The organism is Tsukamurella serpentis (assembly GCF_054780975.1).
This window is the reverse complement of sequence record NZ_BAAGVH010000002.1, coordinates 719,989-735,824: the sequence shown is the minus strand read 5'-3', so window position 1 is coordinate 735,824 and position 15,836 is coordinate 719,989. Positions and strand designations below refer to the sequence as shown.

Genomic DNA, 15,836 nt, shown 5'->3' with positions numbered 1-15,836 from the left:
TGAGCAGGGGAAGGTCGATGATCGCCTCCTCACCCGGTCCGGACCATGCGATCGCAATGCTAGCGCGCGGCGCGGCCGCTCTCCCGGCTATCCGCTCTTGCGGCGGAACTGCTGTTGATGGCTCTCCGAGCCGTGCGGCTGCTGGGCCTTGGCGGCCCCGTCCAGATGGGCCGATCCCTTCCGGTGTACGGCGTTCTTCCGGTCCAGAGCTTCCTTGAACTTGTCGGCGATACCGTCGTCGGTCATGGGGTTTCTCCTTCCTTCGGCGTGGTTTCACGCTAGAACGGACCTCGAGTGATGTCACCGGATTTTCCGTCGATGAGGGGAGCAACGCGGATGGGTACCTATGTGATCACCGGAGCGGCCTCGGGTCTCGGCGCCGCCACTGCCGAACGGCTGCACCGGGCCGGGCACGGCGTGATCGGAGTGGACCGCGCCGGGACCGACGTCGAGGCCGACCTCGGCAGTCCCGGCGGCCGGTTCGAGGCGGTCGCCCGGATCGGTGAACTCGTCGGATCGGCGCCGGTCGAGGGCTTCGCGGCCTTCGCCGGAATGGCACCCGCAGCCGGGCGCCCGGGGTCCGACCTGGTGGCGGTGAACTACTTCGGCGCGATCGACCTGCTGGTGGGGCTGCGGCCGCTGCTGTCCCGGGAACCGTCGTCGGCGCTGCTGGTCAGCTCCAACTCCACCACCACCCAGCCCGGATGGCCCGTCGACCTGGCGCAGGCCTGCCTCGGCGGCGACGAGCACGCCGCCGCCCGGCTGGCCGACTCCTACGGTGAGCACGGCTCGGTCCTGACCTACCCCGCCACCAAGGCGGCGCTGGCCTACTACGTGCGCACCCACGCCGCCGACTACATCCGCAGCGGCATCCGGCTCAACGCGATCGCCCCCGGGTTCATCGACACCCCGATGACCCGGGCCGGGCGTGAGGACCCGCACCTGGCCTCGGCGATGGACGCCTACCTGAGGCTGATCCCGGCCGGGCGGGCCGGGACCGCTGAGGAGATCGCCGCGCTCGCGGCCTTCCTGCTCGGACCGGACGCCGGGTACTGCGTCGGCTCGGTGGTCTTCGCCGACGGTGGCCTCGACGCCCATCACCGTCCCACCGACTGGCCCCGTCCGACCGAGGCGACCTGACCGCCCGCCGACCCCCGGCTACTGGCCGGCCGATCCGGATGCCGATGCCGGGGTGGCGGCGCGCGCTCGCAACACGTTGAACACCAGGTTCAACACCACCGCCACGATCGCCGCGGCGCTGATCCCGGAGTGCGCGATCACCGCGAACCAGGTGGGGAAGGCCTGCCAGAAGTCGGGGGAGACCACCGGGATCAAGCCGAAGGCCACCGCCGAGGCCACGATGACCAGGTTGTTGTTGCCCGCGTAGTCCACCTTCGCCAGGGTCCGCACGCCACTGGCGGCGACGGTCCCGAACAGGACGATCCCGGCGCCGCCCAGTACCGGGCCGGGGATCACCGAGAACAGGGCCGCCGCCATCGGCGAGAGCCCCAGCAGCAGCAGGATCGCGCCGCCCGCAGCGACCGCGAACCGGCTCTTGACGCCGGTGAGCGCCACCAGTCCCACGTTCTGCGCGAAGGCCGTCGCCGGGAAGGCGTTGAACACCGGCGCCAGCACCGAGGAGGCCATGTCCGCGCGCAGTCCGTCGGCCACCCGGCGGCTGTCCACCCGGGAGCCCACCACATCGCCGACCGCGATGATGTCGGCGGTGGTCTCGACCATGATCACCACGATCACCACCGTCATCGAGATGATCGCGCCCACCTCGAAGACGGGCCAGCCGAAGGCGAAGGGCTGCGGCAGCGCGAGCACCGACGCCGAACCGATCCCGCCGGTTACCGCCTTCCCGACCAGCAGAGCGGCGACCGTACCCACGGCCAGGCCCAGCAGCACCGCCAGCCGGGAGAGCACCCGGATGCGGCTGAGCGCGATCACCACCGCGAAGGTGAACATGGCCAGGCCGATATTGCCCAGCGTCGCGAAGTCGGGGTTCGGCACCGTGTGCCCGCCGACGGTCTTCGTCGGTTTCCCGGTGATCCATCCCGCCGCCACGGGCATCAGCGACAGCCCGATCACGGTGATGATCGAGCCGGTCACCACCGGTGGGAAGAAGCGCACGATCCGGGCGAAGAACGGGGCCAGCACCAGCCCGATCGCCGCCGCCACGATCACCGCGCCGAGCGCCACCTGCAGGCCGTGCGAGCCGCGGCCCCCGATGATCGCCAGCGTGGTGGAGACCGCCGCGAAACTGGTGCCCTGCACCAGCGGCAGCCGGCTGCCGAAACCCGGCACCCCGAGGGTCTGCAGCATCGTCGCCAGGCCGCTGATGAACAGGCCACCCGCGACCAGGACGCTCTTCTGCGCGGTGTCCAGGCCGGCCGCTCCGCCGATGATCAGCGGCACCGCGATCACCCCGCCGAACATGGCCAGCACGTGCTGGACGCCGTACCCGACGGTGCGCGTCGGCCCCAGGTACTCGTCCTCGGGTGCGCCGCTGCGCGGTGCGTCCGCTGACGCCGTCTTCGTCGATTCGGTCATGACAGGATCCCTCCGCCGAGATGGACGGGACTGTCTTCGACATTGCCGAGGATCCCGTTGATGATGCCTTCGCCGTCCGCCCCGTCGAGACTGCGGTACCAGTCCGCCGTGGCCGCCGGATCGAAGCCGTGGGTCTGCAGGCTCCGCTTCCGGGCCCGCAGCACCAGATCACCCGCCCGTTCGGAGCGGATGCGCTGGTAGCGCAGCAGGGTGTCGGCCACCGAGACGGTGTTCGTCGCCACCGTGATCCCCAGCGCGAACGAGTCCTCCAACGCCGAACAGGCGCCCTGCCCGATGTCCGGGGTGGTGTTGTGCGCGGCGTCGCCGAGCAGCGTCACCCGCCCGCGGGTCCAGGTGTGGAACGGGTCGATGTCCCAGATCTCCACCCGGTTCAGCGAGGCCGACGGGTCGATCCCGCCGAGCAGGGCCCGAACCCCCGGCGCCCACCCGCCGAAGGCCGCGTGCAGCGGCGCCATCGGATCGGCGCGGTCGTAGGGCAAACCGGCGGGTTGCGGCACGTCGAACCAGAAGTAGAAGCGGTCCCCGGCCACCGGCATCACCGCGGCACGTTTGCCCTCACCGACGTAGGTGGTCCATTGGTCGGGCGGGCCGATGCGCGGATCCACCGGTACCAGCCCGTTGAAGTTCGTGTAGCCGGAGTAACTGCGCTCGACCGGGTCGAGACCGGCGGTGACGTACTCGCGGATCACCGAACGGGCACCGTCGGCCCCGATCAGCATGTCGGCGCTGTCGGTGCTGCCGTCGTCGAACTCGACGGTGACGCCGGCGCCGTCGTCGGTCACCGCCACCGCGCGCATCCCCAGACGGATCCGGTCCAGCCCGACGGTGCGCATGAGCAGCATCTGCAGGTCGGCGCGGGACACCGGGTACGGACGCTGCCCGGAGCGCCGGGTGACCGCGTCCAGGCCGAACCGGCACATCGGCTCCCCGGTGAGACCGTCGATGTACGCCATGTACGCCATGTCGCCGCCGAGCTCGGCGACCTGATCGGCCAGGCCCAGCCAGTTGAGCACCTTGACGCCGTTGGGCCACAGCGACAGTGCCGCACCGACCGGCTTGTTCTCCCGCATCCGGTCGTAGAGCACGACCTCGTGCCCGAGCCTGCTCAGCGCGAGCGCGGCACTGGTTCCGCCGATGCCCGCGCCGATGATGATCACCTTCATGCACCGGCACGTTAGGCCGCGTGTGTCACCGCAACATTTCCGATTCGAGGCGGCCGGTTACACCGGTGTTGCAGGTCAGCTGCCGCGGTAGGTGGAGTATCCGAACGGCGAGAGCAGCAGCGGTACGTGATAGTGCGGGCGGTCGCCGACACTGAAGTTGACGGTCACCGTCGGGTAGAAGCTCTCGCGCCCCTCCCGGGCGAAGTAGGCGCCGGTGCCGAAGGCCAGCAGGTAGTCGCCGGGTTCGAGCTGCTGGGGGCCGAGCGCGAGCCGGCCGTCGGCGTCGGTACTACCGCGCCCGAGTTCGGTGCCGTCGATGCCGGTGAGGACCACCGCCACACCGGCGGCGGGGGTGCCGGTGGTGGAATCGAGGACATGCGTCGTCAAGTGGGTCGAGTGGGTCGAGTGGGTCACTGCTGTTCTCCTGCGCTCAGGTCGGTGTGTAGTCGCAGCAGGGCGATCTCCCGCAGCTGCGCAAGCGCCTCGCCGGACTCGGTGGCCTCGTCGTTGCCCAGCCGGCGGTGGGCGTGCGCCAGGATCTCCTCCGCCGACCGTCCGGCCGCGCGGATCAGGAAGACCCGCCCGAACCGCGCCTCGTAATCGGCGTTGGCCTGCGCGATCGCGTCGACGGTGCGCTGCTCGGCCGAGCCGACCGCCGCCTGCTCGGAGCGGGAGGCCTGCGCCGCGGCACCGTCGCCGGTGGGCTGCCGGCCGATCCGCGGGTGGTCGGCCAGGGCGGCGTCGAGATCGGCCGCGGTCCAGGACTGCGAGAGCTCGTCGGCGCGGGCGGCCGCGGCCTCGACGCTGCCGAACGGGCGCGCGTCGGCCAGTGCGAGCGCCCAGGAGTCGATCGAGGCCCACACCCGGGCCCACTGCGCGGCCCGGTCGCGGTCCGCGGTGTTGAAATCGGCCAATCCCATGCCGCCCACCCTAAACCCGAAACCGGATTCCGGTATGCGGAAAATCGATCAGAATCGGATGATCTGCCGGACCGCGGCACCGTCGGCCAGCGCGTCCATGCCCTGGTTGATCTGCTCCACGGCGATGACCCCGCTGATCAGCTTCTCCACCGGTAACCGGCCCTCCCGCCACAACTGCACGTACCGGGGGATGTCACGTTGCGGTACCGCCGAGCCGAGATAACTGCCGATGATGGTGCGCGCCTCCGCGGTCATCTGCAACGGACTGATCTGCGCGCGGGCCTGCGGATTCGGCAGCCCGACGGTGACCGTCCGCCCACCCGGGGCGGTGGCCGCGACGGCGGTCTCGAAGGCAGCGGGATGCCCGGCCGCCTCGATCACCACCGGCGCCCGCAGTCCGGCGTCGAGCACCTGCTGCGGACTGTAGGTGAGGTCGGCACCGAGTCCGCGGGCGGCGTCCAGCTTGGCCGGCTGCGCATCCACACCGATCACCCGGCCGACGGCACCGTCGGCCTGCAGCGACTTCGCGGTGAGCACGGCGGCCATCCCCACGCCACCCAGCCCGATCACGATCACGTCGTCGCCGCCGCCGGGTGCGCCGGCGTTGAGCACCGCGCCGCCGCCGGTGAGCACCGCGCAGCCGAGCACCGCGGCCACCTCGGGCGGGACGTCGGCATCGACCCGGGTGACCGAGCGGGCATCGACCACGGCGTGATCGGCGAATCCGGAGACGCCGAGGTGGTGGTGCACCGGCTCGCCGCCGCGGCTCAGTCGCCGTCCGCCGCCCAGCAGCTCACCGGCGTTGTTGGCGGCGCTGCCCGGGGCGCACGGCAAACGGCCGTCGGTGCGGCAGGGCGCGCACTCGCCGCACCGCGGTAGGAAGGCCATCACCACCCGGTCACCGACGGCCACATCGGGTCCGGTTCCCGCCGGGACCGGACCGAGCTCCTCGACGATGCCCGCCGCCTCGTGACCGAGCAGCATCGGCACCGGCCGCACCCGGTTCCCGTCCACCACCGACAGGTCCGAATGGCACAGTCCCGCGGCCTCGATGCGCACCAGGACCTCGCCCGGTCCGGGCGGCGCCAGCTCCAGCTCTCCGACGGAGATCGGCGTCGAATCCGCGTACGGGCGCGGCCTGCCGATCTCCTCGAGCACCGCTCCGCGGATCCGCATCAGTATTCGACCTCCAGCTCCGGCGACGTCGGCTTGGCCTGACATCCCAGAATGTAGCCGTCCTCGGCGTCGTCGGGGTCGAGTCCGTCGGTCACCGCCATCTCGACGGTGCCCTTGGTCAACCGGCACAGGCAGGTCGCGCACTCACCGGACTGGCAGGAGTAGGGCACGTCGTGGCCGTTGTTGATCAGCACGTCCACCAGGGACTCGCTGTGCGGCCACGGGACGGTGAAGGTGGCCCCGAGGTTGTACACGGTGACCTGCGGCGCGTCATCGGTGACGGGGACCTCGTGCGGCACGATGTCGGCGAAGGCGTCACCGGTGAGCGAGGCGTAGATCTCCTGATGCACCTGCTCACGAGGGGTGCCGATGAGGTTCGCCGCCTGCTTGCACGCGGCCATGAACTCCTCTCGCCCGCACAGGTAGGTGGCCCGCGAGTGGTAGGGCGTGAGCAGCGTGGAGAGGCTGTCGGCGTCCGGGATGCCGCGTTCGGACTCCATCCACCACAGCACCGTCAGCCGCTCGTGCTCGGCCTCCAGCGCGGCGATCCGGTCCCGGAAGATGGTCGACGCCGGATCGGCGTTGGCGTACAGCAGGGTGATCGGCTCGGTGCCGGCGGTGAGCGCAGCGGCCAGGATCGACATGATCGGGGTGATCCCGCTGCCCGCGGCGAGCAGCAGCAGCGGAACGTCCAGGCTCTCGGGGACGAAAGAACCGGCCGGTGGCAGGACCTCCAGCTCGCTGCCGGCGGCCAGGTTGTCGCACAGCCAGTTCGAGGCGTACCCGCCGGCGGTGCGCTTGACCGTCACGCCGGGGGAGCCCGGGTCGAACGGGGAGGTGAACAGCGAGTACGACCGCGCCACCGACCCGGTCAGCTCCGAGGGCACGCGGACGGTGACGAACTGCCCGGGCCGGTAGTCCCACTGCGCGTCGAAGACGAACGACTTGGCGAGATCCGTCTCGTCGACCACCTCGGTGACGGTGACGATCTGGCTGCGGCTCGAATGGGGGGTCAGACTCATGCCTGACAGGTTATCGGTGCGCCTGATCGAGCAGCGCGATCACGGCGTCGGCGGCCTTGACCGGCGCGCCGGATCGGGTGGGCGCCAGATCGTGTGCGGCGGCCACCTCCACGATCGTGGTGGGTCCGGCGATCAGTTCCGCGGCCTCGGCGAGTTCCTCGGTGGTGGCGAACGGATCGCGCTTGCCGTGCACCAGCACCGTCGGGACCGAGACGGCGGGCAGGTGTTCGGTGCGGGCCCGCTCCGGCCGGCCCGGCGGGTGCAGCGGATAGGACAGCAGCAGCAGGCCCGCGGGCAGTGCGGCTCCGGGGCCGGCTCCGTCGGCGAGTTCGGCGACCGCCATCGACGCCATCCGGCCGCCGTAACTGTGCCCGCCCCACAGGATCGTCCCGTCCAGCTCCAGGGTGCGCACCGCCTCGGCGAAGGCGGCGCGGTCGGCCGGCTGTCCCGACGGTGACGGCGGGCCCTTCGGCCGCAGCCGGCGGAAGGGCAGGTCGATCCGTACCGTGCGCACCCCCCGTCCGGCCAGTTCGTCGCCGAGCAGTCGCAGCATCGTGGCGTCGCGGTCGCCGCCGGCGCCGTGCGCCAGTACCAGGGTCGCGCGGACGTCGGTACCGGCATCGGGATCGTGAATGGAGAGCCAGGTCACGTCGACAGGGTACGGGCAAGTTAACGTCGATTCATGACTGATTCGAAGCAGGGCCCCCTGGCGGGGTTGAAGGTGGTCGAGTTCGCGGGTCTCGGGCCCGCCCCGCACGCGGCGATGCTGCTGGCCGACCAGGGCGCCGACGTGGTCTCGGTGCAGCGTCCCGGGGTCGGAGTCTCCGGCCTCACCGGGAGGCCCACCGGGGTCAAGCGCGGGCGGCGGATCGTCGAGGCGGATCTGAAGGACCCGGACCAGATCGCCGCTGTGCTGGATCTGATCGACCGCGCGGACGTGCTGGTCGAGGGATTCCGGCCGGGTGTGATGGAGCGTCTGGGCCTGGGGCCGGAGGAGGTGCAGCAGCGCAACCCGGGCATCGTCTACGCCCGGATGACCGGCTGGGGTCAGGACGGTCCGTTCGCGCAGCGCGCCGGCCACGACATGAACTACCTCGCACTCACCGGCCTGCTGCACGCGATCGGCCGAAAGGGCGAGCGTCCGGTGCCGCCGCTGAACCTGGTCGGCGACTTCGGTGGCGGCTCGATGTTCCTGGTCTTCGGGGTGTTGGCCGCGCTGTACGAGCGCAGCGTCTCCGGGAAGGGGCAGGTGATCGACGTCGCGATGGTGGACGGCGCATCCCTGATCGGGCAGATGCAGTGGGACTTCCGCGGGCAGGGGATCTGGAGCGATGAGCGTGGCGTGAACACTCTCGACGGCGGTGCCCCGTTCTACGACACCTACGAATGCGCCGACGGCAAGTACCTCTCGGTGGGGGCGATCGAGCCGCAGTTCTTCGCGGAACTGCTGGTCAAGCTGGGCTTGAACGCCGAGGATCTGCCCGCCCAGCTGGACCAGGCACGATGGCCCGAGCTGCGGGCGGCGATCGACGCGGCGTTGCGCACCCGGACGCGGGACGAGTGGGCGGAGATCTTCTTCGACTCCGATGCCTGTGTCGCGCCGATCCTCACCTTCGCCGAGGCACCGGACCATCCGCACATGGCCGCGCGCGGCAATCTGCAGCAGGTGGGGGAGGCGATGGCGCCGATGCCGGCACCGCGGTTCTCCCGCACTCCCGCGGCCCGGCCCACCGCTCCGGTGGCCGACGTGGTGGATCCGGCGGCGACGCTCTGGCGCTGAACCCGCTGTGAAACCTGCGGTTTTCGGGGCTATGAGGCCCGATTCGGCTTCGTAGCCCCGAAAACCGGGATATTCACGGCTATCCGGTGACCAGGGTGGTGCCGGTGGCGCGCAGGGTGGCGCCCAGGTCGTAGAACAGGGAGCCGTTGGTGCGCACCGGACCGCTGAACGTGGCGGCGCGGCTGGCGATGCCCAGGGCGGCGTTGTCGGAGGTGCGGATCAGCGGCCCGCCGCTGTCGCCCACCTTCACCGGGATGGTGGTGGCGATGTAGCCGCCGTCCACGCTGACCACCGAGCCGCAGCGCCAGCCGGACGAGACGCCCTGGCTGCACACCTGGTCGCCGGCCTTGGCGGTGCCCACCGAGCTGGGGCGCACCCGGCCGCCGGGGGCGGCGGTCGCCAGCCGCGGGTCCAGGGTGAACACGCCCCAGTCCGGAGCGTCGGGCACCTCGAAGGTGTCCGACTTGGTCAGCGCCGGTGCCGACGAGCCGGTGTTCACGCCGACGATGCGTCCGTCCACCACCACCTGCTGCCCCTCGGCGCCGCAGTGCCCGGCGTACAGGCCCACGCGGGTGCCGTCCGGTCGCGCTCCGATGAATCCGACGGTGCAGCCGCGGCCGTCGGCCTTGTTGCCCACCAGCTTGGAGACGGTGAGCACCGAGGAGCCCGGGACGATCGTGGTGGCGGCCTGTGCAGGGGCGGGGATCAGGACGCCCGCACCGACGACCGCCGCACCGATGGCGACGGCGATGGTGCTGGGCGTGGACCCGGTGGTGCGGCGCATGATCCTCCTCGGGGCGCGGAACGGTCGTCGGTAGCGTGCCACACCCCACACCGTGTGTAAACCAAACGAGATCTGTTGCACGTGGGGGAAGTGATGCTGGTGTTGCGTCGGGTTACGTCGCTGCGGTCACTGCGCGGGTTTGGGGGTGACCCAGGTCGTGATCTGGGCGTGCACCACCTCGGTGCCCTTCTTGTCCGTCACGGCGATCTCCACCACCACGTCACGGCCGGTGGTGATCGCGTCCCAGTCGATCTCCTCGGCCAGGGTCGCGGTTGCGGTCAGCGACGACTCGGCCTTCGCGAGGTAGTCGACCTTCATCGACTTCGGGAGCCAGCGGTGCGTGCTCGGCGTCGAGGCCTCCATGACCATGCCCATGCCGACCTCGGCCAGGTTGCAGGCCGCGATGGCGTGGAAGGTGCCGATGTGGTTCTGCACGAACCACCACTTCGGGCCGCGGATCACCGCGCGCCCGTACTCGATCTCCGAGATGTACGGGGTGACCGACGCGAAGTACGGGGCCTTCAGCGAGGCGCCCGCCGAGAACGCGAGCTTGCCGAGCGGCTTCTCGCTGAGCGCGCGCCACATCTTGAGCGTGTTGGTATCAGACATGACGCTATCTTACCGCGCGGTAAGATAGCGGGTCAGCGCGGCGGATCGGCCGCCACCGCGGGGAACCCCTCACGGGCGAGCCGCACGATGGTGTCCTGGATCGTCGGCCACCAGCGGGTCCGCACGTTCACCGGGGTTCCGTGGTTCGCCCCCTTGAGCTCCACCAGCAGCGACGGTGCTCCGGCCGCGCGCGCGGCATCGACGAAGGTCACCGATTCCTGGACCGGGACCACGGTGTCGTCGGTGCCGTGGATCGCGATGGACGGCATCGACGGGTCGATCCGCTGGATCGGGTTCGCCAGCGCGTACCGGTCCGGGACGATGTCCGGCATACCGCCGAGCGCATTGCGCACGTGGTCGTTCAGGCGCGACGACGTGCGCATGTCCAGCACACCGGCCATGGAGACGAAGGCGCGCGGGATCACCGCCGGACCGCCCCCCGGCGGCCAGGTCACCCCGGGGGCGCCCTGGGGCAGCGCGGCGCGGGAGGCGGCCCAGGCCGCGAGCTGCCCGCCGGCGCTGTGTCCGACCAGGATCACGTTCGACGGGTCCACCGCGGGTGCCGACTGCGCCAGTGCGGGGACGTGATCGACCGCGTACCCCACATCGGTGAAGGTGGTGGGCCAGCCCCCGCCCGAGCCGACCCGCCGGTACTCGATGTTCCACACCGCCAGCCCGGCGCGCTGCAGCGCCCGCGCCACGTCGACCATGTACCCGGCGTTGGCCCGGGCCCGCCAGCCGCCGCCGTGGATCAGCACCACCAGCGGCACCGACCTCGGTGCGTGCGCGCCGCGCGGGAGGTACAGATTGCCGAAGTTCTGCCGCGGGTCGGCGTCCGGTGCAGGGTAGGAGTAGCGGATCGAATCGTCGCGCAGCGTGGCGGCCGACGGTGGCGGGTCGGCCACCCCCGAGGAGGTCGACGGGCCCGCCGAGGTGCCGATGCTGCTCACCGGCCCGACGGTGCAGCCGGCGCTCAGCGCCGTCACCACCAGGAGCGCGCCGAGCTGCGATGCGACGCGCTTTTCGGTCATGGCCGACATTCTTCCAGACATCCGTGCCCGGCCCGGGAGTGAGACGTGCCGGTGTGAGATGTGCCGCAACCGGCAGGGCGGGGGCGGAGACCGGCGGAAGCGATTTGAAAGCTGCGTCGAAGAAGTGCATACTGGTGGGGTTGCCTTGACCGGGCGGCGTGACTTCGTGTGACTTGTCGTGCGACCTGTCGAGTATTCGGCGGTCGGAACGCGGGGAACCACGGAGTCGTTCGCAGGGTCGAAGGTATCGCCCCGGCTCCCCAGGGAGCCACCGGACCATCCAGCGGAGCATGAGCGCCAGCGCGACACGCCCGACCGCGTGGACCGGAGCAATTTGACACATGAACAGCGTCGATCGACTTTTGAGCGGGACATTTCCCGCAGGTGATGAGGCTGTCCGTGCGTCAGGCAATACGTGAACACTTGACGGAAGAGGACACAGCGTGGCGGGACAGAAGATCCGCATCAGGCTCAAGGCCTATGACCATGAGGCGATCGACGCGTCTGCTCGGAAGATCGTCGAGACCGTGACCCGCACCGGCGCCCGTGTGGTCGGTCCCGTGCCGCTGCCGACGGAGAAGAACGTGTACTGCGTCATCCGCTCGCCGCACAAGTACAAGGACTCGCGCGAGCACTTCGAGATGCGTACCCACAAGCGGCTGATCGACATCCTGGACCCGACGCCCAAGACGGTCGACGCGCTCATGCGCATCGACCTGCCGGCCAGCGTCGACGTGAACATCCAGTAAGCGGCTTCGGGTAGCTAACGGAGATTTGAGAGACGAGTTCTAAATGACTGAGAACAAGATCAAGGGAATCCTGGGCACCAAGCTCGGCATGACCCAGGTCTTCGACGAGAACAACCGGGTCGTCCCGGTGACCGTCGTCAAGGCCGGGCCGAACGTGGTCACCCAGATCCGTACCCAGGCCGCGGACGGCTACGACGCCGTTCAGCTGGCCTTCGGCGCGATCGACCCGCGCAAGGTGAACAAGCCCGTCTCGGGCCAGTTCACCAAGGCCGGTGTCACCCCGCGTCGCCACATCGCCGAGCTGCGGCTCGCCGACGCCGAGGCCGCCGCCGAGTACGAGGTGGGCCAGGAGCTGGGCGCCGACGTCTTCGCCGACGGTGCCTTCGTCGACGTGACCGGCATCAGCAAGGGCAAGGGCTACGCCGGCGTTATGAAGCGCCACGGCTTCGCCGGCCTGGGCGCCTCGCACGGCGCGCAGGCGGTCCACCGTGCTCCCGGTTCCATCGGTGGCTGCGCCACCCCCGGCCGCGTCTTCAAGGGCGTGCGCATGGCCGGCCGCATGGGCTCGGACAAGGTGACCACGCAGAACCTCACCGTGTTCAAGGTGGACGCCGAGGCCGGCGTCCTGCTGATCAAGGGCGCAATCCCCGGTCGCAAGGGCGGCCTCGTGATGGTCCGTACCGCTGTGAAGGGTGGTGCTCGCGCATGAGCAAGCTGACTCTCGATGTCAAGACCGCCGACGGCAAGGCCGACGGCACCGTCGACCTCCCCGCCGAGATCTTCGACGTGGAGCCCAACATCGCGCTGATGCACCAGGTGGTCGTCGCGCAGCTCGCCGCTGCGCGTGCCGGCACCCACGCCACCAAGACCCGCGGCGAGGTCCGCGGCGGTGGCCGCAAGCCGTACCGCCAGAAGGGCACCGGTCGCGCCCGCCAGGGTTCGACCCGTGCACCGCAGTTCGCCGGTGGTGGCACCGTTCACGGTCCGCAGCCGCGTGACTACAGCCAGCGCACCCCGAAGAAGATGAAGGCCGCCGCCCTGCGCGGTGCCCTCACCGACCGGGTCCGCGAGGACCGTATCCACGTCGTCACCGAGCTGGTGGCCGGCCAGGAGGCGTCGACCAAGTCGGCCCGCCTGTTCCTGGCCGCGCTGTCGGAGCGCAAGAAGTTCCTGGTGGTCGTCGGCCGCGAGGACCTGACCGCGCAGCGCAGCGTCCAGAACCTGCCGAACGCGAAGTGGATCTACCCCGACCAGCTCAACACCTACGACGTCCTCGACAGCGACGACGTGGTGTTCAGCCGCGAGGCGCTGGGTTCGTTCATCGCGAGCGCATCGAAGACTGAGGAGGCGAGCGCCTGATGGCTACCGCAACCATCCCCGCCGACCCGCGGGACATCCTGCTCGCGCCGGTGATCTCCGAGAAGGCCTACGGCCTGATCGAGGAGAACACGTACACCTTCGTGGTGCACCCGGACGCGAACAAGACGCAGATCAAGATCGCCGTGGAGAAGATCTTCGGCGTCAAGGTCGACAGCGTCAACACCTTGAACCGCCAGGGCAAGCGCAAGCGCACCCGTGCCGGTTACGGTCAGCGCAAGAGCACCAAGCGCGCCATCGTGACCCTGAGCGCCGATAGCAAGCCCATCGACATCTTCGGAGGCGCGAGCTAAATGGCTATCCGTAAGTACAAGCCGACCACTCCGGGTCGTCGCGGCTCGTCGGGCTCGACCTTCGACGAGATCACGCGTTCGACCCCGGAGAAGTCGCTGATCCGCCCGCTGCACGGCCGTGGTGGCCGCAACGCGCACGGTCGTATCACCACCCGGCACAAGGGTGGCGGTCACAAGCGTGCGTACCGCGTCATCGACTTCCGTCGCCATGACAAGGACGGCATCAACGCCAAGGTCGCGCACATCGAGTACGACCCCAACCGCACCTCGCGGATCGCACTGCTGCACTACTTGGACGGCGAGAAGCGGTACATCCTCGCCCCCAAGGACCTCAAGCAGGGCGATGTGGTCGAGTCCGGCCCCAACGCCGACATCAAGCCGGGCAACGCCCTGCCGCTGCGCAACATCCCCGCCGGCACCGTGATCCACGCCGTCGAGCTGCGCCCCGGTGGCGGTGCCAAGATGGCCCGTTCGGCCGGTGCCAGCATCCAGCTGCTGGGCAAGGAGGGCGCCTACGCCACCCTGCGTATGCCCTCCGGTGAGATCCGTCGCGTCGACGTGCGCTGCCGCGCCACCGTCGGCGAGGTGGGCAACGCCGAGCAGAGCAACATCAACTGGGGTAAGGCCGGCCGTATGCGGTGGAAGGGCAAGCGCCCGACCGTCCGTGGTGTCGTGATGAACCCGGTCGACCACCCGCACGGCGGTGGTGAGGGTAAGACCTCCGGTGGTCGCCACCCGGTGAGCCCGTGGGGCAAGCCCGAGGGCCGCACCCGCAAGAACAAGGCGAGCGACAAGCTGATCGTGCGTCGCCGCAAGTCCGGTAAGAACAAGCGCTAGGAGGGAGTTAGAGAATGCCACGCAGCCTCAAGAAGGGCCCGTTCGTCGACGACCACCTCCTCGCGAAGGTCGACGTCCAGAACGAGAAGGGCACCAAGCAGGTCATCAAGACCTGGTCGCGTCGCTCCACCATCATCCCCGACTTCATCGGTCACACCTTCGCCGTCCACGACGGTCGCAAGCACGTGCCGGTGTTCGTCTCGGAGAACATGGTGGGCCACAAGCTGGGCGAGTTCGCCCCGACGCGGACGTTCAAGGGCCACATCAAGGACGACCGGAAGGCGAAGCGCCGCTAATGAGTAACGACACCGAAGTCCAGAACCAGACCGCCTCGGCCACCGCGCGCTTCGTGCGCGTCACGCCGATGAAGGCTCGTCGGGTGATCGACCTGGTCCGCGGCAAGGACGCCGAGCAGGCGCTCGCGATCCTGCGGTTCGCGCCGCAGGCCGCCAGCGAGCCGGTCGCCAAGGTGCTCGCCTCGGCGATCGCCAACGCGCAGAACAACCTGGGACTCGACCCGCGCACCCTGGTCGTCTCGGAGGCGTACGCCAACGAGGGCCCGACCATGAAGCGCATCCAGCCGCGTGCTCAGGGTCGTGCGTACCGGATCCGCAAGCGCACCAGCCACATCACCGTCGTCGTGACGGCGGTCGAGGGTGCGTCCAAGAAGGCCGCCACCAGCCGTAACAGCCGGAAGGGAGCGTAAGCATGGGTCAGAAGATCAACCCCCACGGCTTCCGCCTTGGCATCACCACGGACTGGAAGTCCCGCTGGTACGCCGACAAGCAGTACGCCGAGTACGTCAAGGAAGACGTCGCGATCCGTAAGAAGCTGACCGACGGCCTCGAGCGCGCCGGCATCAGCAAGATCGAGATCGAGCGCACCCGGGACCGCGTGCGGGTGGACATCCACACCGCGCGTCCGGGCATCGTGATCGGCCGCCGCGGCGCGGAGGCCGACCGGATCCGTGCCGAGCTGGAGAAGCTGACCGGCAAGCAGGTGCAGCTGAACATCCTCGAGGTGAAGAACTCCGAGGCCGACGCCCAGCTCGTCGCGCAGGGCATCGCCGAGCAGCTGAGCAACCGCGTGGCGTTCCGCCGCGCGATGCGCAAGGCGATCCAGTCGGCGATGCGTCAGCCGAACGTCAAGGGCATCCGGGTGCAGTGCTCGGGTCGCCTGGGCGGCGCGGAGATGAGCCGCAGCGAGTTCTACCGCGAGGGCCGCGTGCCCCTGCACACGCTGCGTGCCGACATCGACTACGGCCTGCACGAGGCGAAGACCACCTTCGGGCGGATCGGCGTCAAGGTGTGGATCTACAAGGGCGACGTCGTGGGCGGCCGGCGCGAGCTGGCGGCACCGTCGAACGACGACCGTCGTGGCCCGCGTCGTGAGCGCCCGCAGCGCCCGCGTCGCAGCGGCGCGTCGGGCACGACCGCCACCAGCACCGAGGCCGGTCGCGCCGCAACGGAGGAGACTCCGGTGGCGGCGGCACAGGCCGCAACGAACCAGGAGGGCTGA

Annotated in this window: 21 protein-coding genes; 10 read left to right on the top strand and 11 right to left on the bottom strand. The window is 70.0% G+C overall.

Going from position 1 to position 15,836, the window contains the following annotated elements; genetic code table 11:
- Positions 1-87: 87 nt before the first annotated feature.
- Complete coding sequence (locus ACYVHG_RS05955; protein ID WP_461166490.1) at positions 88-246, bottom strand: DUF5302 domain-containing protein; 159 nt, start codon at positions 244-246, stop codon at positions 88-90.
- A gap of 72 nt (positions 247-318) precedes the next feature.
- Between ACYVHG_RS05955 and ACYVHG_RS05950 the strand changes: the two genes are divergently transcribed.
- A complete protein-coding gene (locus tag ACYVHG_RS05950) occupies positions 319-1,140 on the top strand; it encodes an SDR family oxidoreductase (RefSeq protein WP_461166489.1) in 822 nt (273 codons plus the stop codon).
- A gap of 18 nt (positions 1,141-1,158) precedes the next feature.
- Here the strand turns inward: ACYVHG_RS05950 and ACYVHG_RS05945 are convergent, their stop codons facing one another.
- From ACYVHG_RS05945 to ACYVHG_RS05915, 7 genes are all read right to left on the bottom strand, one after another.
- Positions 1,159-2,556 carry a nucleobase:cation symporter-2 family protein gene (locus tag ACYVHG_RS05945; RefSeq protein WP_461166488.1) on the bottom strand — a complete coding sequence of 466 codons (1,398 nt, stop codon included), beginning with the start codon at positions 2,554-2,556 and terminating at the stop codon, positions 1,159-1,161.
- Positions 2,553-3,740 carry an FAD-dependent urate hydroxylase HpxO gene (gene hpxO, locus ACYVHG_RS05940; RefSeq protein WP_461166487.1) on the bottom strand — a complete coding sequence of 396 codons (1,188 nt, stop codon included), beginning with the start codon at positions 3,738-3,740 and terminating at the stop codon, positions 2,553-2,555. The genes ACYVHG_RS05945 and hpxO overlap by 4 nt, the downstream gene beginning before the upstream one ends.
- A gap of 75 nt (positions 3,741-3,815) precedes the next feature.
- The gene (gene uraH, locus ACYVHG_RS05935) at positions 3,816-4,154 is read right to left on the bottom strand and encodes a hydroxyisourate hydrolase (RefSeq protein WP_461166486.1); all 339 of its coding nucleotides are present in this window, start codon (positions 4,152-4,154) and stop codon (positions 3,816-3,818) included.
- Complete coding sequence (gene uraD, locus ACYVHG_RS05930; protein ID WP_461166485.1) at positions 4,151-4,660, bottom strand: 2-oxo-4-hydroxy-4-carboxy-5-ureidoimidazoline decarboxylase; 510 nt, start codon at positions 4,658-4,660, stop codon at positions 4,151-4,153. Before uraD ends, uraH begins: the two co-directional genes overlap by 4 nt.
- Positions 4,661-4,708: 48 nt before the next feature.
- Positions 4,709-5,836 (bottom strand): alcohol dehydrogenase catalytic domain-containing protein, encoded by a 1,128-nt coding sequence (locus ACYVHG_RS05925; RefSeq protein ID WP_461166484.1) that lies wholly within the window; start codon positions 5,834-5,836, stop codon positions 4,709-4,711.
- Entirely contained in the window at positions 5,836-6,858 is a 1,023-nt protein-coding gene (locus tag ACYVHG_RS05920) for a 2Fe-2S iron-sulfur cluster-binding protein (protein WP_461166483.1), read from the bottom strand. Before ACYVHG_RS05920 ends, ACYVHG_RS05925 begins: the two co-directional genes overlap by 1 nt.
- A gap of 10 nt (positions 6,859-6,868) precedes the next feature.
- Positions 6,869-7,507, bottom strand: a complete 639-nt coding sequence (locus ACYVHG_RS05915) for an alpha/beta hydrolase family protein (protein WP_461166482.1) — start codon at positions 7,505-7,507, stop codon at positions 6,869-6,871.
- A 33-nt stretch (positions 7,508-7,540) separates the two neighbouring features.
- On the opposite strand from ACYVHG_RS05915, the gene ACYVHG_RS05910 reads away from it, so the two are divergent.
- On the top strand, positions 7,541-8,638 hold the full coding sequence (locus ACYVHG_RS05910; RefSeq protein WP_461166481.1) for a CaiB/BaiF CoA transferase family protein: 1,098 nt from the start codon (positions 7,541-7,543) through the stop codon (positions 8,636-8,638).
- Between the two features lie 79 nt (positions 8,639-8,717).
- Here ACYVHG_RS05910 and ACYVHG_RS05905 read toward each other — a convergent pair whose 3' ends face one another.
- From ACYVHG_RS05905 to ACYVHG_RS05895, 3 genes are all read right to left on the bottom strand, one after another.
- Positions 8,718-9,422 carry a chymotrypsin family serine protease gene (locus tag ACYVHG_RS05905; protein WP_461166480.1) on the bottom strand — a complete coding sequence of 235 codons (705 nt, stop codon included), beginning with the start codon at positions 9,420-9,422 and terminating at the stop codon, positions 8,718-8,720.
- 126 nt (positions 9,423-9,548) lie between these two features.
- Positions 9,549-10,031 carry a hotdog fold domain-containing protein gene (locus ACYVHG_RS05900; RefSeq protein ID WP_461166479.1) on the bottom strand — a complete coding sequence of 161 codons (483 nt, stop codon included), beginning with the start codon at positions 10,029-10,031 and terminating at the stop codon, positions 9,549-9,551.
- 32 nt (positions 10,032-10,063) lie between these two features.
- Complete coding sequence (locus ACYVHG_RS05895) at positions 10,064-11,062, bottom strand: alpha/beta hydrolase family protein (RefSeq protein ID WP_461166478.1); 999 nt, start codon at positions 11,060-11,062, stop codon at positions 10,064-10,066.
- 443 nt (positions 11,063-11,505) lie between these two features.
- Here ACYVHG_RS05895 and rpsJ point away from each other — a divergent pair, with 443 nt between their 5' ends.
- Genes rpsJ through rpsC form a run of 8 tightly spaced genes read left to right on the top strand, consistent with a single transcriptional unit; the run spans position 11,506 to position 15,836 of the window.
- Positions 11,506-11,811: a 30S ribosomal protein S10 gene (gene rpsJ, locus ACYVHG_RS05890; RefSeq protein WP_003938093.1), complete on the top strand. Its 306-nt coding sequence runs from the start codon at positions 11,506-11,508 to the stop codon at positions 11,809-11,811.
- Positions 11,812-11,854: 43 nt separating this feature from the next.
- Positions 11,855-12,520, top strand: a complete 666-nt coding sequence (gene rplC, locus ACYVHG_RS05885) for a 50S ribosomal protein L3 (protein WP_461166477.1) — start codon at positions 11,855-11,857, stop codon at positions 12,518-12,520.
- Entirely contained in the window at positions 12,517-13,170 is a 654-nt protein-coding gene (rplD, locus tag ACYVHG_RS05880; protein WP_461166476.1) for a 50S ribosomal protein L4, read from the top strand. The genes rplC and rplD overlap by 4 nt, the downstream gene beginning before the upstream one ends.
- Entirely contained in the window at positions 13,170-13,481 is a 312-nt protein-coding gene (gene rplW / locus ACYVHG_RS05875; RefSeq protein WP_461166475.1) for a 50S ribosomal protein L23, read from the top strand. Before rplD ends, rplW begins: the two co-directional genes overlap by 1 nt.
- Positions 13,482-14,318 carry a 50S ribosomal protein L2 gene (gene rplB / locus ACYVHG_RS05870; protein WP_068522671.1) on the top strand — a complete coding sequence of 279 codons (837 nt, stop codon included), beginning with the start codon at positions 13,482-13,484 and terminating at the stop codon, positions 14,316-14,318.
- Between the two features lie 14 nt (positions 14,319-14,332).
- The gene (gene rpsS, locus ACYVHG_RS05865) at positions 14,333-14,614 is read left to right on the top strand and encodes a 30S ribosomal protein S19 (RefSeq protein WP_068522670.1); all 282 of its coding nucleotides are present in this window, start codon (positions 14,333-14,335) and stop codon (positions 14,612-14,614) included.
- Positions 14,614-15,024 carry a 50S ribosomal protein L22 gene (rplV, locus tag ACYVHG_RS05860; protein WP_461166474.1) on the top strand — a complete coding sequence of 137 codons (411 nt, stop codon included), beginning with the start codon at positions 14,614-14,616 and terminating at the stop codon, positions 15,022-15,024. The genes rpsS and rplV overlap by 1 nt, the downstream gene beginning before the upstream one ends.
- Before the next feature lie 2 nt (positions 15,025-15,026).
- Entirely contained in the window at positions 15,027-15,836 is an 810-nt protein-coding gene (rpsC, locus tag ACYVHG_RS05855; RefSeq protein WP_461166473.1) for a 30S ribosomal protein S3, read from the top strand.

Excerpts from the sequence above, each read along its gene's own strand:
- ACYVHG_RS05955 (WP_461166490.1), bottom strand. The coding sequence starts at position 246 with ATGACCGACGACGGTATCGCCGACAAGTTCAAGGAAGCTCTGGACCGG.
- ACYVHG_RS05950 (WP_461166489.1), top strand. The coding sequence starts at position 319 with ATGAGGGGAGCAACGCGGATGGGTACCTATGTGATCACCGGAGCGGCC.
- ACYVHG_RS05945 (WP_461166488.1), bottom strand. The coding sequence starts at position 2,556 with ATGACCGAATCGACGAAGACGGCGTCAGCGGACGCACCGCGCAGCGGC.
- hpxO (WP_461166487.1), bottom strand. The coding sequence starts at position 3,740 with ATGAAGGTGATCATCATCGGCGCGGGCATCGGCGGAACCAGTGCCGCG.
- uraD (WP_461166485.1), bottom strand. The coding sequence starts at position 4,660 with ATGGGATTGGCCGATTTCAACACCGCGGACCGCGACCGGGCCGCGCAG.
- ACYVHG_RS05925 (WP_461166484.1), bottom strand. The coding sequence starts at position 5,836 with ATGCGGATCCGCGGAGCGGTGCTCGAGGAGATCGGCAGGCCGCGCCCG.
- ACYVHG_RS05920 (WP_461166483.1), bottom strand. The coding sequence starts at position 6,858 with ATGAGTCTGACCCCCCATTCGAGCCGCAGCCAGATCGTCACCGTCACC.
- ACYVHG_RS05910 (WP_461166481.1), top strand. The coding sequence starts at position 7,541 with ATGACTGATTCGAAGCAGGGCCCCCTGGCGGGGTTGAAGGTGGTCGAG.
- ACYVHG_RS05905 (WP_461166480.1), bottom strand. The coding sequence starts at position 9,422 with ATGCGCCGCACCACCGGGTCCACGCCCAGCACCATCGCCGTCGCCATC.
- ACYVHG_RS05900 (WP_461166479.1), bottom strand. The coding sequence starts at position 10,031 with ATGTCTGATACCAACACGCTCAAGATGTGGCGCGCGCTCAGCGAGAAG.
- ACYVHG_RS05895 (WP_461166478.1), bottom strand. The coding sequence starts at position 11,062 with ATGACCGAAAAGCGCGTCGCATCGCAGCTCGGCGCGCTCCTGGTGGTG.
- rplC (WP_461166477.1), top strand. The coding sequence starts at position 11,855 with ATGACTGAGAACAAGATCAAGGGAATCCTGGGCACCAAGCTCGGCATG.
- rplD (WP_461166476.1), top strand. The coding sequence starts at position 12,517 with ATGAGCAAGCTGACTCTCGATGTCAAGACCGCCGACGGCAAGGCCGAC.
- rplW (WP_461166475.1), top strand. The coding sequence starts at position 13,170 with ATGGCTACCGCAACCATCCCCGCCGACCCGCGGGACATCCTGCTCGCG.
- rplB (WP_068522671.1), top strand. The coding sequence starts at position 13,482 with ATGGCTATCCGTAAGTACAAGCCGACCACTCCGGGTCGTCGCGGCTCG.
- rpsS (WP_068522670.1), top strand. The coding sequence starts at position 14,333 with ATGCCACGCAGCCTCAAGAAGGGCCCGTTCGTCGACGACCACCTCCTC.
- rplV (WP_461166474.1), top strand. The coding sequence starts at position 14,614 with ATGAGTAACGACACCGAAGTCCAGAACCAGACCGCCTCGGCCACCGCG.
- rpsC (WP_461166473.1), top strand. The coding sequence starts at position 15,027 with ATGGGTCAGAAGATCAACCCCCACGGCTTCCGCCTTGGCATCACCACG.